The organism is Nostoc sp. DSM 114161 (genome assembly GCF_052692665.1).
In genome coordinates this window covers 7,990,237-8,007,480 of the sequence record NZ_CP195141.1, presented here as the reverse complement: position 1 = coordinate 8,007,480, position 17,244 = coordinate 7,990,237, and the positions used below count along the sequence as shown (strand labels likewise).

Sequence of the window (17,244 nt, the reverse complement as noted above, 5' to 3'; positions counted from 1 at the left end):
GGCAGGGGAAAAGGTTAAAGGGAAAAGGGAAAAGGAATAAATTTAATCTTTCCCCTTTTCCCCTTACCCCTTTCCCTTTCCCCTTGTCCTCTTAGTATGCCCCATGCCCTATTCTCCAACTCCAGTATGTAAGGTTTTCACCCATTTCAGACGCTTTGGTCTGATGGACATGCGGGCGGTTGTACTGCTCATTACTACTAGCCAATGCAACATGTATAAACTGCCGCGTATAGTCTGTAGTAGTAAGGTAAAATACGTAGAAAATGAGAATTCTCGATCTTGTCGTATCCGCCTCAAACCTGTAAACATGCCCACCATCGACATGCTGACCGACAACGTTGTGATGGGGCTTAATATTAGCGGACGATGACGAGCGATCGCCATTAATAAATCAGGTACTGCTGCTGTGGGCAAAATATACATAATCAGCATAAACATCAGCAAATCCCAGCTTTTGCGGGTTCCCATCCGATTTTTGAGAATTAAATCCCAATAATCCAAGTAACGCTGATATCCGCCTTCTGCCCAACGGTTACGCTGATGCCAGAGTGCAACTGCTTTTGTCACTCCTTCTTCTTGCACAGCTGGATGGAAAACACACTCAATATCCCATTTTTCCAAATGTAAGCGGATTGTTAAATCTAAGTCATCGGTGATAGTTTCTTCATTCCAGCCACCGCAGCTTAAGAGGGCTGAACGCCTAACAAATTGACCATTGCCGCGCAGTTCGCCAATCCCACCAAGGGCTGTCCGCTGTTGCTGAAACCAAGTATCAAGGGCCATTTCGGCCATTTGACCCTTAGTCCAAAAATTTTCTTTGGCGTTGGCGATCGCTTTTCGCACTTGCACCGCCCCGACATTTTCTCTTTGGAATAAAGGTATTACTTGTGATAATAAATCTGGTGTTACTTGGGCATCAGCATCAAATACTGCGATGATTTCGCCCTTTGTCAGAGGTAGTACTTGATTCAACGCCCCCGACTTACCGCCACTAGCGTCTGCTGAGCGCGTGAGTACTCTTAATTTGTCATATTTATGCTGTAGTTCTGCTAATAAATGGGGCGTATTATCAGTGCTGCGATCGTCAATTATCCATACTTCGTATTTGCCATCTGGATAGTCCAGATTACAAAGATTTTCGGCTAATTTACCAATTACTGCTTCCTCATTTTTCGCAGCCACTAAAACAGATACATAGGGATAATCTCCCTGCATTTCTTTTGGCGAGCGACGAGGTTTAGTAAACACTACCACCAAAGCATGAAGACCTAAAACGGCGGTCAATCCTAATATGAATATAGATGCCCAAGAAACTAAATGCAGAGCGATCGTGCCACTCCAGACGATAGTCAAGACCAGAGCTGCTTTACGTCTACGACCTTGAAACCGGGATGGTAGAGACACTGATTCTGTCTCTAACACAGACTCCTCATCTACTGAGAGGTCAGACAACAAGGAGTTGAGTGGATCGAGCTCTTGATAAGAATCTTTCTCGGGCCAGGAATTCGCTGGCATAGGTTGTGTTGCTTGATTCAAAAACCACTATTTGTCTACAGTTAGTAATTTTACGGACAAATATCCCTAACTACTTTTCCCGATATTAATCGGAATGGGCAAACTGTAATACCCGCCATCCCTTAGCCTACAGCTTCTGGGACTACCATTTTTGTTATTGCCGCTGTGTTTAATTACCTTAGTATTAACCGCATTTGCCACTCTTAGACACAAACTTGATTCCTTTAATAGCCCCTTGGCCAGGAAGCTTGTAGAGTATAGAGTTTCATCAATGGAAACTCTAGTTTAGGCGAAGCGATCGCAAGGCAGCAGCACTTTATTCTGGGAAAAAACAGCAATAACAGCATCCACCACTTTATAGCAGGGATTTTTTAGTGTATTGCCCCCAACTTCGATAAAAGTTAACGCAGCCTTATTGTAACCGAAATTTTAATATTTCTTAGCAGTAACTTCATTTATTGAGTATGGGGCATTGGGCAAACAGGGCATGGGGCATTGGGCATAGGTCATTGGTCAGGGGAAAAGGTTAAAGGGAAAACGGAAAAGGAATAAATTTAATCTTTCCCCTTTTCCCCGGTTGGTGAGCTTGTCGAACCATACCCCTTTCCCTTTCCCCTTGTCCTCTTTGTATGCCCCATGCCCTATTCCCTATTACTTACTATGTGCCTTAGACAAATTTTTTGGGAATACTACTAAGAGCCTATCGCCAGTTGCCAACTAACTTGAGGAGTATTGAATAATGTCTATTGAGCAACTCCAACCAGCTACTCAACAACAAGCCAGTGTTTACTTACCTTATGTTCAGGGCGCTAAAAGGAATTTTTTACCTTTTGCCATTAGTCTTTACCAAAAAGGGGTTTTGGAGGGACACCGAAAAATAGAAGCTAGCGAACATGTCCCTTTTGTCGCTTCCTGGAATGTTGCTACTCTACCTTCAGATTTAACCCGTTGTCGAGTACAGTTTGATGGGAATGCCGAACTGAGTTACGAACTGATGATGGCGAGTTTTGAGTTTATTAATTATTTAATTGAACTTATGGAAAACTACAAACGTTATCGTGCTACCGATTTTCCACAGGCGTTTTACCGCAAGCTCCTACGCATAGATGAGTGACGGAATTTTGAATTCAGAATTGAGAGTTTAAGAGAGTAAGAATCAGCCGTAAAGTACCGAGAAACATGGTGCGTTAAGCGTTGCTATAACGCACCCTACAATTTAAGGTTTACTTTATAAATCAGCTCTTATAATTTAATCACCTATAAATTCATTTGTTTGAGAAATCCAAAGGTAGAAATTCTATTTGTCCTGTGTTGGGATTTTGTCCTATTTTCACTAAATGAATATTATCCTGTTGCCGATCGCCATTTGGTTTAAAAGAAATTAAGCCTGTGGCGCCACTTGCTTTAAAATTAGTTTCAGCGATCGCGTGTTGCAAATTTTCACGGCTGGATGATGGTATTTTTTCTAAGGCTGCTAGCAATACACGAGTTGCATCGTAAGATAATGCAGTGTACCAACTACCTGTTTTTCCCCAATTTTTCTGCATTTTTTGAGGAAAATCTCGATTCAAATTACTTCTCGAATGCCAAGGTATAGCCACAACTGCACCTCCTTGGTTACCTACCAATGATTTGAGAAGTTTATTATTGTCTAGACTATCACCACCGACTACTAAATATTTGTTTTTTTTTGCATATTCAATTACCTGAAGTGCGGGATCGGAGGTTAGTCCATCAGTAGTTGGGAATAAAACAATTACATTTGCTTTCTGTTGTTTCACTTTATTTAAAGTAGATTCTACATTGTCATATAAAGGTAGCTCTACTACTACTTTTCCACCCAATTCAGAAATTCTACCTTTAATTTGCCCTTGCAGAGATTTACTATAATTATTATTAGGATTAAAAAATATTGCTGCTTTGAGTTTATTCTCTTTTTTGAGGTAGTCAGCTAGAGTTTGAGCGATGACACGATTGCTAGGAACAACGCGAAAAAAACAATTAGGATGATTTGATTTACACGATGTAGATAAAGATTCTGATGTGGCTGTAGCAGAAACTAATAATAGATTGTGTTGTTGATACACTTTCAGCGCTACTAAAGTTGTGTCACTTCTAAAATGGCCGATAACAGCTAGAACATCGCGTTTATTTACTAAAATTTCTGCTAAGCTTTGGGCATCTTGTTCTTGATTAAGATCGCTAGCAATCAAAACTTTTAGCCCGATTTTTTGAGTTTTATATTTTTGATTAAATTCATATTGTGCCTGTGCAACACCACGCAATATTTCTTTGCTGGAGTTGATGTTGTCATTATTATTGCCTAGAGGAACCACAACAGCGATAGTATAGGCATTAATTTTATCAACTTCTAAACGGCTGTTATTAAGATAAATCAAAGTTTCGGGGTCGCGATCTTTTTGCCATGCCTTCTCTAACCAAGTAATTGCATCTCGATAATTTCCTGCTGCGATCGCCTTTACTCCTCGTTCTTTTTCCGTTACAATCGTGTTGATATTTGGTAACAGAATTTCTTCGCCACAACTGATACTATCTTCTAGAGGAAAACTCCTCAGCCAAATTTTTGAGCATCCGTTTACACCGTTGAAATACCAATAAGTGCTAGGTAATCCAATTCCAAATAAAATAGCCGTACCAGCTACCCAGGGAGGAACGCGTGGTAAGGTAATTGAATGATTTAAGCGCCGTAAAATGATTTGAGTATTTTCTGGACGATTTTTCCAGTATGGCTCCATCATTTCATCGAGCAAATCGAAAAGCGATCGCCACCTCAATTTATCTAACCAGTTTCTCCAATGATTGGAGTAAAATGAAACTCCATCGCGCCAAATTAACTTCCCTGTTTGATGGTCTTCTTCCAGATTAAATGGCGGCTTTCCAGTTAATAAATGTACAAAAGTTCGTCCTAAAGCAAAAAAATCTGATTGTTTTACTACTGTGCCTTTCATTTGTTCTGGCGATGAGTAACCCACTGTACCAACTATGGTATTTTCATTTTGTTGCTGCACATAAGTTTGTGCTAAATCGCGTACTGCTCCAAAGTCAATTAAAACAAGGTTTCCATCTGGTTTAACCATGATGTTGGCTGGTTTAATATCCCGATGAAAATACCCCTGCGCGTGAACTTGCTGTAAAATTTCTAGTATTTGTTTTAAATAAGCGATCGCTAGTTCTGGTGCAATGGGTTTATTATTGCGATTTTTCAACCATTGTTGTAAATTTAAACCCTCAATTTTTTCCATTACCAAGCAGTATAATGGCTCTGGGCAATTTGGAAAGTTCAATTCAAAATATCCATCTGGTTCAACGTGAGGAATTCCTGCATGATTTAAACGAATTAAAACTTCAGCCTCTCGCTTAAATAAATTAACTATCTTAGATTTTTTATCTGAATCGCTAAATAAAGATAAATTCAAAACCTTGAGGACTTTTTTTGTGCCATTATCTTCTAATTCAAAAGTCCGAGAAAAGCCTCCACTACCCAATAATTTAATTACTCGGTACTTATTTTCTAGTAACAAGCTTGCCCCACAGTTACGACAAAAAATGTTACCGTTGGCATTCATTAAATCAGCAGGATTTGGACATTTAGGATTGAGACAATAACTCATATAGAAATCATATTTGATTTTTGAAATTATCTACATGGTGCGGAAAGCGCTATAGGCAAGTAGTAACGAGTAGGACTGGAGGCTTTTCAAGTTAAAGGCGAGTTTTTCAAAAATCAAATTACAGTCCTATAGAGCTAAGGGTATTACTTCAGTGTGGCAATGTTATTAGATGTTGATTTGTGCCCACCTGCTTAGTAATGTATAATAAATTTCAAAAATTTAGGGTGCTTGTCAAGCGTTAAAATACTTGCTGGCCCTGCCAAAGCATGTTGTATGTCTAAATCTGCAATCACCGTTACCGTCAAATTGTTCGCCGCTTATCAAGAAGCTTTTCAGGTTTCAGAACTGATACTGGAATTTCCCAATGGTACCCCGGTGAAAGTAGTATGCGATCGCCTCATAGCCGAACACCCCGAACTCTCCCAATGGCGCGATGTCACCCGCTTTGGAATTAATCTGATATTTGTCGAACCAGATACCCTCCTACAAGATGGCGATGAAGTTGTGTTAATTCCCCCAGTTAGCGGCGGGTAGGGGAGGTAGGGGGCAGAGGAGGCAGGGGAGGCAGGGGAGGCAGGGGAGGCAGGGGGAGGGTAACTTTTAACTAACTCCTAACTTCTAACTCCTAACTTCTAACTTCTCACTCCTAACTTTTTTATTTCACCTTGGCGCGGAAGCGGATAAAACCGTAAACGTCTTTGGCTAAATTGGGTAAATCTGGAGTGCGGGTGATATTCACCACTACAGCACCATTGGTATTTGTACCGCAAGATGAGGGGGCAGACTCGTTTGCAGCATAAAAACGCCCGCGATCGCCATCCTCTACATTGCTAAAGTAAACTGTAGGATTACTAGAACTAACTGCAAGGGCAATACCTCGATCTGCTCCTGGTAAGCCACCATCACTAGGAGTATTACCATTAAACGCAGTGGGAATAAAAGTTGCATTACTCGGAACTAAGTCGCAGAATTTAACGTTAGCAGCATTATTTGGCCCCTTGGAAAGGAAGTAGATAGTATATTCCAACTCATCTCCTGGCTTGACAGTCCCAGCATTAATTAATCCCCGCAGATAGCCGGCAGGCCATTTTGCATCGTTATCTTCGGAAGCATAGGGTTCTGGTGCATAGTTGGCAGCACTATTCGGCACGTCGCTACGACCATCTACAATGTCGGTTAAATCTTGATTATTAATGCGGGTGATGCGTTTCACTAACAAAAGCTTTGCATTGGTAGTAGTCGCACCGTTATTGTTTTCGCCAACGCTGGTAACGCGAGTACCTATAGTATCAGTGTCTCTAGTTGGTAGGTAGTTTGGACATCGTGTGCTGGCGTTCCCACTCGTAGCTGCTTCCCAGCAAGCACTGAGATTTGTATCCTGTCCATTGGGAGTTAAGCTGATAGATTGTCCAGTGTTAGCCCCAATTAAAGAAGATTGATATGTATTGTCCCAAAGATTGAGAACACTTGCGGGAGGTGTATTAATTTCATTACCGCTCCCGTAGGCGATATAGTCAATAATTTTATTCTGGCTATCGTATAACCAAATATCGTCACCCAAATTGTTGAGTTTGGAAGTTTGCCCCAACCAACCTTGGAAAGCTGCTCCTGTTGCTTGATGATTGGCGTTATTATCACCTATCCAAATCACAGCATATTGCCCAGGTTGCAAAGTTGTGCCGTTAGGAAATGTATAAGTAAAGCCGTTAGTACTATCATTATCATTAGCAGTTAAATGTCCATCTGCTAACTTCAAACCACTCAAATCTACAGGCGATGAAGATGGATTATAAAGTTCGATAAATTCATCATTAGTACTAGAATTTGTGCCAGTTTCTTTATATAAAACTTCATTGATTATGACTTTGCCAACATTAGGTGAAACTGCATCAACAATGTTCAATGGAGTTGGTTGAGTTTGACCGGGATAATAAGTCCATAAATCCAGACCTTTGGTATCTCCAAAAGAGCCATTGCATGATGTCCCAGCATTACCAGCGTTACCAGACTGACCAAATTTCCGGTCATTGGTGGCAGTGTCAAAGCCATTAAGTGGGTCGCTAAAGGCTGGGCTTGGTGGATTAATACCACAGAGTACTTGACCAGTTGTACCAATTTGAGTCCCACCGATGGTTTTATAACCGCGATCGTCGTAAAATCCTCTGGTATTGCCTATAGGATTAGTAGCATTCAGCATTGTAATGGTAGGGCCACCAGTAAAATTGTTTTCCGCATCCAGCAACGGAAAGTGATATTCACCTCCATAAGTTCTGACGCTGACTTTGTAATTACTGCCAACTGGGAAAAAATTGCCACTGTTATCTTTACCATCCCAATTAATTGCTTGCTGTCCCGTTGTAAGCATAATCCCTCGCAAAAGACGGTTTTGCGAGTTAGTGGGATCGAAATTGCTGCCGTCTCGGCTGATAATTAGTTCGTAAGTACCTGCAACGTTACTGTTAAAGCTCAAAGTACCGCCTGTGCTGTAAGAACTATTATTTCCTCCAGCTGTGCCGTTGAATTGTAAATTAGTAACAGTAGGAATAATTGGACTAATAGGAATGCCAGTCCCCTCCAAAGTGCCATCTCTTTTGTAGCGGTCAACGTATGGAAGTACGTTGTTGTCGATGGAGTTAAAAAAGGTAGCGAATTGCGGACGAGCCAAGCTAACACCACCTTGGGGATTTGCCAGCTGACTATCCGCCCCCAGTATGTCGTGGTAGAGAGGGGTTTTCCCGTCACTGTCAAAAAAGCCAGTTTGATTACCATAAAGAACAAATCCATTAGGATCTGTACCTCTGAGTTCTACTTTATATCGGAAGCCATCTGTGGTTATTGGATAAACTGGGAAGTTGAGATATCTACCGTTATTACCAGTAAATAAGGCTAGATAATAGCTGAATAATCGCCCGTTCAAATCACTTGTTGAAGTTTGATCGCTACTCCGCACTGTTACATCCCAAGCTGCAACACTAGTTCCTTGTTGAGTACCAAAGTTGTTCGCATTACTCAAATTGATTTCACCAGTGGGAGCGCCGTTAGCTGAAGAGTTACCCCCATCAGGCCCGTAGAAAACGATATCATAAACTCCAGTGGCTGGAGCCTGGTAGTAGCAGGGAATATAACCGTTGGGATTACCGCCGCCAGAAATCGCACGCGGGCCATTTAACTCTTGTTGGCGACTTGAGATAATACCCCGGCTAGGTTGAGAAGTGCATACAAAGTCTGGTGTATTGGGAATAGTTTCACTGCCAATACTGTCACTGACACGACCGGGATTGTAAACGCGGATATTACCATTATTTACCCCAACTGCGCTGGAACCCAAAAGAATATACTCACCTTGGTTGGCATAGACTTTTAGTAAAGTTCGTCGCAGCACCAGACCGCCATAAGTATCAGTACGCCATTCTAGGTTAGCTCTACTACTGCTGGCTGGGGCGGAACTGGGATATAGAGTGCGACTACCTTCAGCTTGAGCAGATTGTATTCCAAAATTCAGATAGCACAGTAAGAAAGCAAAGCCACTTAGTAGTTTTTTATAACGGTTGAGGTGATTGTTGTTGACCGCTAAAAGAAATTTTAACAGTAGACTCATTTATGCTTCACTAGCTCCTGATTTTAATGGGTAATGTAAATTGTGACAATGTAGAAACGTAAAATTTTACGTCTCTACATCAACAATCCATACCTGTATTCAGCAACGCCAAAACTCTAATGCACTTAGGCGATCGCTGGTTTTAGGTTACCCAAGTTGTACGAAAATCTACCATCTCGATCGCATTCACTCTGGCGATCGCTCTACATTTCTTAAATCGATAGAACAGCCCTTCAAGAGTGTAGATCCGGTTTCTAACCACCTGTTTTCCGCCGATTATACCTTTGGGTTCCTTTGTGCCAACCTTTGCGATTGCTCTGCGTTTAAAAATACTACCTTTTTAAACGCAAAGGAACGCACAGTTTTGCCAAATTTAATATTTAAGTTGAGCTAAGCGATCGCAATTTATTTTTGAAGTAATTTCTATTTTTTAAAAGTACGATCGCAGAGCTAATTTTTATTCACTCAATAAATTGCTCTGGCAGATTTTTGCTTTATTATCGTAAGCATTAATCGAGAAATTTATGTAATTAAAATTTACAGATAATGGTTGATAACCCTTTTTTGGCTGCGGGAATGATTGAAGATCCGAGGCTGTTTGTGGGGCGAAAAGATGAACTAAATGCGATCGCATCTCGGATGAAGGGCGACCAGCCTACAAGCATCAATATAGTTGGTGACAAGCACATTGGTAAATCTTCACTGCTGTATTATTTCCTTCGCACTTGGGAGCAGCGAGTATTACAAAATACCAACCGTTATGTGGTAATTTACTTAGCGTTACGAGGTGTAGATTGCCAAACTGAAACGGGTTTCTATGAGGCTGTGGCAGAAGGTTTACTCAGTCACGTTCCAGGATGGCAACAACGCAATCTGCAAAATCCTTGGAAGACTAAACCGCTGAATCGTCAAGCTTTTTCAGATGCGGTTAAGGAATGGAAACAGCAAGGAAAGCTACCCGTGTTGTGTCTGGATGATTTTGAAAGCCTTTTGAGATATCCCGATAAATTCGATAATGGATTTTATGATAATTTGCGATCGCTAATGGATAGCAACGCCTTGATGTTAGTGGTGGCTTCCCGCAAACAATTGGATGTTTATGCTAACGAGCATCACTTCGGCTCTAGTTTTTTCAATCTTGGTCACACAATTTATTTGCAAGAACTAACTACAGATGAGGCGATTGAATTGTCGCGTTTACCAAGTCGTTCTATTAATGGTGCTGCTTTGAGTGTAGACGAACAGAATTGTGTGCAGCAATGGGGCGATCGTCATCCTTACAAGTTGCAATTGGCTGGTTACTATTTGTGGAAAGCACGTCAACAAGGCAAGCCAATCAAGTGGGCGAAACAGCAGTTTAAACAACAGCTTACTAAAGCTAAATCAGCATCAAAGGGACAGCGATGGCAATTATGGCTGCGTTGGTTATTTTGGGATTTGCCAGTGCGTCTAGGTAAGATACCTAAATTCATCGGTGTAACTGTAGGTGATATCGGCAACTGGATTACTGGGTTAGTCATGCTGCTTTTACCAGTTTTGGTTTTGGCGGGTGTACTGCACTGGAATGAAGTTTGGGATTTTGTGCGTGACAAGTTGGGGATAAAGTAGCCATGAGTAACACGTCTCCAACATCAGGCTTTTGGAATTATGTGGCTGAATGTGTGCGGCTTTTGTATTGGAGTTACTTCAAGCCTTTTACCTTTAGACGTTGGTTGCGCGATATCAATCCAGAATTGAAGCCAACAGATAACATCAATAAACAAGCTGAGTTTTATATTAATCCCCGCCTGCGTCGCTATGCTGGACAAGCTAGGTGGCTAACTGCTGTAGTACCAATGTTTGCTGTGTTATTGGTGGCACCAGTTTATATTCTGATTAGTGGTGAATCATTTAACTGGTTCTTAAGCTGTGTTTTTTTGGTGGGCTGGTTTATAGGAAGGGTTGTAGACCCTGGCACTAATAATACAAATAGGCTAGTTATTTTCTTTGTTGCTGTCCTGATCATATTTTTGGCAATTCAATTTTTCTCACGCGTGGCGGCAAGCGTGGGGTTCGGCCTGGCGTTCGGCGTGGCAGCAAGCGTGGGGTTCGGCGTGGCGGCAAACGTGATGGTCGGCGTGGCGGCAGGTATGGCGCCAGATGCGGTGCTAGGTATGGCGCAAGGTGTGGCGTTGGGCGTGGCGACAGGCGTGGCGTTAGGTGGTGTGGAGTTCGGCGTGACGTTCGGCGTGGCGTTGGGCGTGGCGTTCGGCGTGGCGACAGGCGTGGCGGGAAGCGTGGCGTTTATTTTGGGTGTGTTACGGGTTTACTTCTGGTTGCCGGAATTATTATGGATACTTACCCTGTTCTTGTTGTCTGGCAATGGAAAGTGGGTAAATTGTTTGCGATATCTGCCCCCTCGCTTTGATGAATTGATTATTTTGCCTCTGCCTTTCATGGATGTGATGATTGTGGAGGCTTATGAAAAGAACCCAGATGTTGCCCGTGAGACTATTAATTATCTAATTACATCTACCAATCAGCAAAAAGTTGCAGCACAGGCAATTTCTGGTATTGCTGTAGATATTGTCAACCGTTGTCAGAAGTTGGGCGATATTGTGGAGATTGCCAACCAACTAGCGTGGATTCCCTCACCACCACCAAAGGAATTTGGCGCTGTACTGCCTCAATTTTTGGATATTAGTCAGGATGTACGGGCATCAGAGGAAGCAACTTCACCTTATCGTAAATATGAGTTACTGAATATTCCTATCAATGCATTACGCCAACTGGCGCAAAGTCTAGCTTTGACAACAGATGCTCGCGTTGCTGTTTCTTTTGGGAACACTACACAAAACTGGCTAACTATATTAGAGACGGCACAACGTACTTTAGAAGAACAGGCACAGCGATCAACAGAAATTCGACAAGTTTATATTGCTGGTAATTCCCTAGACCCGGAAACTGCTAAGAATCGTTTTAAAGGACGAATTGACATATTTCGAGAAATTGAAACTTTGGCGCTTTCTGAGCAACCACCAGTATTATTACTTTATGGTGGGCGCAGAACAGGGAAAACCTCAGCGTTGAAATATCTACCTTATAGAATTGGCTCAGATATTGTACCTTTGCTGGTAGATTTACAGGGTGCAGCATCAGCGACAACGTTAAAAGGATTGGCTGAAAATTTAGCTCAACAAATTATCGAAGCTGCACGGCGATTACCCCGCAAAGTATTTCTGCCTAATCCAGATGCCAAAAAACTAGCTGAAGATCCATTTCCGGCGCTGCAAACTTGGTTAACAGAAATAGAACGCAGCAACCCCAGTCAGCGATTTCTTTTGTGTTTGGATGAATACGAACGCTTGGATGAAGTCGTGAAAGCAACAAACAGCCGTGCGCCACTCAACTTTATTCGTAACCTGCTGCAACACCACCAAAAATGGATTTTACTTTTTAGCGGTTCGCGCGAGTTATCTGAACTTGAAGATTACTGGAGTGACTATTTAATTAACACCCGTGCTTTGCGAATGACCTACCTGCAAGAATCAGAAGCCCGCGATTTGATTTTAAATCCAGTGGAGAACTTCACCAATATATATGAACCAACTGCTGTAGATGCAATTATTCAACTGACTCGCTGTCAGCCTTTTCTGGTTCAGTTGGTATGTTACGAGTTGGTGGAGTCGCTAAACGGCGATATTAGAACAAACCAGGGCAATGCAGATACAGTCAAAGCCACTGCACAAAATGTCGAAGAGATTATTCCGCAAGTGCTTGAGGTAGGCGTTCAGTATTTTCGGGAATTATGGAAGAGTTTAGCAGAGAATGACCGTAATTTACTCCGGCGTTTAATCCAAGGCGAAACTCCTACACCACAAGACAAAGGTGTTGTCCGCAAATTAGTGCGAAAAGAAATCTTGACTCCAGAAGGCAATGCCTTTCAAGTGCCTTTGGTACAAAAATATGTAGAACAAGTGTTAGAAGAAGAGTAATTTAAGAAGTTATCGAATCACTACCAGTCCTTTCTTTACCCCACCCTAACCCTCCCCTTGTAAAGGGGAGGGAACTAGATTTTTCCCCCCTTGACAAGGGGGGTAGTTCGACTTGTGTATACATGGTAGGTAGCTTTTTAGAAGAGGGAGGTTGGGAGGGTGAAGTTTGTCGAACTCACGTTTATTTAGTCGTAAGGCAGGCAACAAAAAAGAGGCAAAGTTTTTAAAGTTTTTATTGTTATCCTCGCAACTGACATCGCTATAGACAGAACCGATATTGCTACAAACATGACGGAAGCTCTTGCAGGGTGCGCGAAACACGGAAACGTGAAGGCGGAAGCTCTTGCAAGGAAGGCAGAAGCTCTTGCAGGGTGCGCGAAACACGGAAACGTGAAGGCGGAAGCTCTTGCAGGGAAGGCAGAAGCTCTTACAGGGTGCGCGAAACACGGAAATGTCAAGGCGGAAGCTCTTGCAGGGAAGGCAGAAGCTCTTGCAAGGAAGGCAGAAGCTCTTACCGTCGTAATTTCGTGTTGTAATACCTTTTTAACCGAACTTCCAAATAAAAAAATTCTACTTTTCGCAGTCAACGGTCAACTCATATCTTGCACTAGGCGACTGGAAGTCGCGGCTACACAGACAAAACCCGCACTTCTCTACGAGACGCTGCGCGAACGACAAGCTCAGTGACCGCCTGCCTTGGGTTTCAAACCCTTGATTTTGCGTTAGGACAAGGTAGGCGGACGAGAGTTTGTATAGCCGCGATTTCTAATCGCTAGGGCTAGGTGCAAGATGTGAGCTACTTTTCACAGTTGAATTTGAACGCCGAACAAGTCTTGGCAGGACGCAAATAATAGAGACTTTGCAGTGCAACGTCTCTACATGTGGATTGATACTTTTTTCAATTCAAATTAGCTATGAAATATTACAGACAATAAAGGTAGAAAAGCTAACATAAACCCATGCCAGGAATGGTATTGAGCTTCTGAGGTTGGTTCTGGTGGTGCTAATAAAGCTTCTACTCTTTGTTCTAATCTATCGCCTGCGCTAGAAGAACCCAATGCAGCACAGCAAATTTCTGATGATAGAGGGCTGCTACTGACCACTAACAGCAGTGACTCGGCTAGCACCAAAGGGTCTACTTGCAATGCGGCATAACTGTCGGCGCGGAGTTCGCGCAAAACTAACAGTTCTTGCCACAAAGGTTCTGTATTCGGCAACCAAGCGGTGCAGGAACGCACCCAACCCAGCCAGAAAAACCAGAATGTATCCCTGTACTGATAATGACCTTGCTCGTGCGCTAAGACGCTTTCTAAATGATTTGGTGAAAGACTTTGCAGTAATCCTTCGCTAATCACTAATTCCGGATGCCAAAAACCAATTTGTCCTGCAAACATCGCTTCTGTTTGCAGTAGTCTGGCTCGTCTTTCCCCCAAATTCACGCTAGGACAGTTACGAGCTGATTCTACAGATTGCCAACCTTGGAAAGCAAGTTTAATGCACAAAATGGCAAAAATAGCTAAATAAATTAATGCCAGAAAATAACTGATTGAGCCTGCATACATCCCGCCCATTTTTCCTTGAGGCCCCATGAACAAAACAGCGATCGCTGTCATAAAAATTAACAAGGGGGGGAAGAGAAACAAAAATAGCGATCGCCGCCACCGCAAACTCCAACTGCCTTGGGCTTCTCTCCAAGAGGATCTCAACCACCAAGCAACTGTCAAAGCAATCAAAATCATCATCAGATGCATCATTTTTCCTCCCTGGCTTGGCGTGCGGATTGTATGCGTTTGGCGATGGCTGCAATTTGTTCGCTGGCTGCTTCATCGAGACTATCGGCGAAGGCTGCAATTACATCTGGGTTACCCACCGCGAGAAATCGCTGTAACTGTTCGTGGGCTTTGATTACCTGGGATTGTTGTTTGCTCAGCAACGGCCGCCAATAAAATGCCCGCCCTTTTTTATCACAAGCCAGCCAACCTTTGTCGGTGAGGCGTCGCAGAACAGTGGTTACAGAAGTATAAGCTAGTTCGCGGTTGGGATCGGCCAAAATGCGATCGTGGACATCTTTGACTGTGGCTGAACCAAGTTCCCAGATGATATTTAAAATTTCCGCTTCTAAGGGGCCTAAAGATAGTTGTTTAGGGCGGTAATCGGGTAAAGGTGCCATAGGTTTGAAGGGGAGTGGGGAGTGTGGGGGGTGTGGGGAGTGTGGGGGGTGTGGGGAGGTGGGGAGGTGGGGAGGTGGGGAAAAGGTTAAAGGTTAAAGGGAAAAGGAATAAATTTAATCTTTCCCCTTTTCCACGGTTGGTGAGCTTGCCTGTCCTGAGCTTTGTCGTTGGCGAAGCCTCTCGTAGAGAAGGGTCGAACCATACCCCTTTCCCTTTCCCCATACCCTGTTTGGCCAATGATTGTTAGCTTTCTTGTTTTAGATTACAAGATCGTGGAGTAAGTCTGAAAGTCTCACGACATAAAAATGAGCTTTTTAAGCATTTATTTCCCATTCAAGACTCTTAAGATTTAGTTAAAAACCTGTCCCCTTATCTCCCCATCTCCTCTGCTCCTCTGCTCCCCATCTCCCCATCTCCCTACCTCCCTACTCTCATTTATCTATCTAATGAGATACATTGTGTATTCTGATGTTAAAAAAGATTGTGTGAGCAATTGTGACTATAGTTAGTCACCCTAACTAGGTAGAATGTTATTTGTTTGCCGCACTAGTATAAAAGCAGGTGTATCCAGCGCGTGAAGCTATTTGTATACCATACTCCGGAATTGACTCCAACGGATAAACCGCCAGAATGTGCGATCGCAGTCGATGTCTTGCGAGCCACTAGCACGATAGCGACTGTCTTGGCAGCTGGAGGCGAAGCTGTACAAGTATTCAGCGATTTAGATCGACTAATCGCAGTTAGCGAACAATGGCCTCCTGAAAAACGTCTGCGGGCTGGAGAACGTGGCGGCGCTAAAGTAGCGGGTTTTGAGTTAGGTAACTCTCCCCTCGACTGCACCTCAGAATTGGTGCAGGGGCGTCGGTTATTTATCAGTACTACAAATGGCACTCGTGCTTTACAACGGGTACAAGACTCGCCAAATGTATTAGCCGCAGCCTTAATCAACCGAGCAGCAGTGGTGGATTTTCTTCTAGAAAAGCAACCAGAGACAGTGTGGATTGTCGGCTCAGGTTGGGAAGGCAGTTTTTCTTTGGAGGATACAGTTTGTGCGGGTGCGATCGCTTATAGTCTTTTAGAGCAAACCAAATTGTCACCAGAAGAATTAGCTGGTAACGATGAAGTTATCGGTGCGATCGCTCTTTATTCTCAATGGCAACATAATTTATTAGGATTATTCCATCAAGCTAGTCACGGTCAACGCCTATTGCGTCTTGACTGTCAAGAAGATTTAAAATATTGTTCCCAAACTGATGTTTTAGATGTCTTGCCAATACAACAAGAAATAGGAGTTTTGAAAAGGGGATAAGGTATGGGGCATTGGGCATAGGGCAGAAGAGGCGGAGGAGCAGAGGGGCAGAGGTGCAGAGGTGCAGAGGTGCGGAGGGGCGGAGGGGAAAGAACTTGTAAACTCTCCCCTGCTCCCCTGCTCCTCTGCTCCCCATCTCCCCAATGCCCCATGCACCATGCCCTATGCCCAATCTTTGAGCATCTGCCGTAGTCTTTGTCGCCAATGGGGAGGATGGGTTCCTAGAAGTGCGGAAATTTTGCCACAAGCAAGGACGGAATAGGCAGGGCGACGGGCGGGTGTGGGATATTCGGGGGTGGTAATGGGGACGATATTTTCAACTTTGAGAGGAAACCCTAGCTGTTGGGCTTCTTCAAAAATGGCAATGGCAAAGTCATACCAGCTAGCAACGCCGCTATTTGTGTAATGGTATGTGCCTGCGATATCTAAGCTCAAATGGGGAATGATTTCGGCTATGACTGCGGCTATATCTTTTGCCCAAGTCGGGCTACCAATTTGATCGGCGACAATACGCAGTTCTGGGCGTTGGGCACCGAGTCGCAACATAGTTTTGACAAAGTTACTTTTACCAAAGTTTCCATAAACCCAAGCTGTGCGGAGGATGAGGTGATGGGTGCAATTTTCTCGAATTGCTTGTTCTCCTGCTAGTTTGGTTTTTCCATAGACACTCAAGGGGTTAGTCGCATCGGTTTCTTGATATGGGCAACACCCATTGCCATCAAAAACGTAATCGGTGGAAATATGAATTAGAAAAGCTCCCAATTTTTGGCTTTCTTCGGCAAGAATCAAAGGTGCAGTCGCATTAATAGCGCCAGCCTGTTCGGATTCGCTTTCGGCTTTGTCTACGGCGGTATAAGCAGCGGCGTTAATGATGATTTGCGGTTGCTTCGATCTGATAATGCTACGGAGAGTATCAGGCTCGGTAAGGTCTACTATTGGGCGTGCCACTGAGATAACATTGCCGTAGGATGGTAGAATTTGTTGCAATTCTTGACCTACTTGACCGTTGCTACCAATTAGCAAAATTGATTTAGTCATTAGTCAT

The 17,244-nt window shown here is 43.2% G+C and carries 12 protein-coding genes; 6 read left to right on the top strand and 6 right to left on the bottom strand.

Annotation, left to right across the window (positions count from 1 at the left end):
- Positions 1-108: 108 nt before the first annotated feature.
- Entirely contained in the window at positions 109-1,515 is a 1,407-nt protein-coding gene (locus tag NSTC745_RS33550) for a glycosyltransferase (RefSeq protein ID WP_445634886.1), read from the bottom strand.
- Between the two features lie 739 nt (positions 1,516-2,254).
- Between NSTC745_RS33550 and ebsA the strand changes: the two genes are divergently transcribed.
- A complete protein-coding gene (ebsA, locus tag NSTC745_RS33545) occupies positions 2,255-2,629 on the top strand; it encodes a type IV pilus biogenesis protein EbsA (protein WP_445634885.1) in 375 nt (124 codons plus the stop codon).
- Between the two features lie 151 nt (positions 2,630-2,780).
- Here the strand turns inward: ebsA and NSTC745_RS33540 are convergent, their stop codons facing one another.
- Positions 2,781-5,147 carry a protein kinase domain-containing protein gene (locus NSTC745_RS33540; protein WP_445634884.1) on the bottom strand — a complete coding sequence of 789 codons (2,367 nt, stop codon included), beginning with the start codon at positions 5,145-5,147 and terminating at the stop codon, positions 2,781-2,783.
- A gap of 273 nt (positions 5,148-5,420) precedes the next feature.
- Here NSTC745_RS33540 and NSTC745_RS33535 point away from each other — a divergent pair, with 273 nt between their 5' ends.
- On the top strand, positions 5,421-5,681 hold the full coding sequence (locus NSTC745_RS33535) for a MoaD/ThiS family protein (protein WP_096537641.1): 261 nt from the start codon (positions 5,421-5,423) through the stop codon (positions 5,679-5,681).
- A 121-nt stretch (positions 5,682-5,802) separates the two neighbouring features.
- On the opposite strand, the gene NSTC745_RS33530 is transcribed toward NSTC745_RS33535, so the two are convergent.
- Entirely contained in the window at positions 5,803-8,745 is a 2,943-nt protein-coding gene (locus tag NSTC745_RS33530) for a lamin tail domain-containing protein (RefSeq protein WP_445634883.1), read from the bottom strand.
- Positions 8,746-9,291: 546 nt separating this feature from the next.
- Here NSTC745_RS33530 and NSTC745_RS33525 point away from each other — a divergent pair.
- The 3 genes from NSTC745_RS33525 to NSTC745_RS33515 all read left to right on the top strand — a co-directional run bounded on the left by NSTC745_RS33525 (position 9,292) and on the right by NSTC745_RS33515 (position 13,406).
- Positions 9,292-10,353, top strand: coding sequence for an ATP-binding protein (locus NSTC745_RS33525; RefSeq protein ID WP_445634882.1), 1,062 nt, complete (start codon positions 9,292-9,294; stop codon positions 10,351-10,353).
- 2 nt (positions 10,354-10,355) lie between these two features.
- Entirely contained in the window at positions 10,356-12,719 is a 2,364-nt protein-coding gene (locus tag NSTC745_RS33520; protein ID WP_445634881.1) for an AAA family ATPase, read from the top strand.
- 390 nt (positions 12,720-13,109) lie between these two features.
- Entirely contained in the window at positions 13,110-13,406 is a 297-nt protein-coding gene (locus NSTC745_RS33515) for a hypothetical protein (protein WP_445634880.1), read from the top strand.
- Between the two features lie 221 nt (positions 13,407-13,627).
- Here the strand turns inward: NSTC745_RS33515 and NSTC745_RS33510 are convergent, their stop codons facing one another.
- Together NSTC745_RS33510 and NSTC745_RS33505 are read right to left on the bottom strand one after the other, a co-directional pair.
- A complete protein-coding gene (locus tag NSTC745_RS33510; RefSeq protein WP_445638747.1) occupies positions 13,628-14,470 on the bottom strand; it encodes a M56 family metallopeptidase in 843 nt (280 codons plus the stop codon).
- Positions 14,470-14,889 carry a BlaI/MecI/CopY family transcriptional regulator gene (locus tag NSTC745_RS33505; protein WP_096537646.1) on the bottom strand — a complete coding sequence of 140 codons (420 nt, stop codon included), beginning with the start codon at positions 14,887-14,889 and terminating at the stop codon, positions 14,470-14,472. The genes NSTC745_RS33510 and NSTC745_RS33505 overlap by 1 nt, the downstream gene beginning before the upstream one ends.
- 575 nt (positions 14,890-15,464) lie before the next feature.
- On the opposite strand from NSTC745_RS33505, the gene NSTC745_RS33500 reads away from it, so the two are divergent.
- Positions 15,465-16,199: a 2-phosphosulfolactate phosphatase family protein gene (locus NSTC745_RS33500; RefSeq protein ID WP_445634879.1), complete on the top strand. Its 735-nt coding sequence runs from the start codon at positions 15,465-15,467 to the stop codon at positions 16,197-16,199.
- Between the two features lie 162 nt (positions 16,200-16,361).
- Here NSTC745_RS33500 and rfbD read toward each other — a convergent pair whose 3' ends face one another.
- Positions 16,362-17,237 carry a dTDP-4-dehydrorhamnose reductase gene (rfbD, locus tag NSTC745_RS33495; protein WP_445634878.1) on the bottom strand — a complete coding sequence of 292 codons (876 nt, stop codon included), beginning with the start codon at positions 17,235-17,237 and terminating at the stop codon, positions 16,362-16,364.
- Positions 17,238-17,244 lie beyond the last annotated feature (7 nt).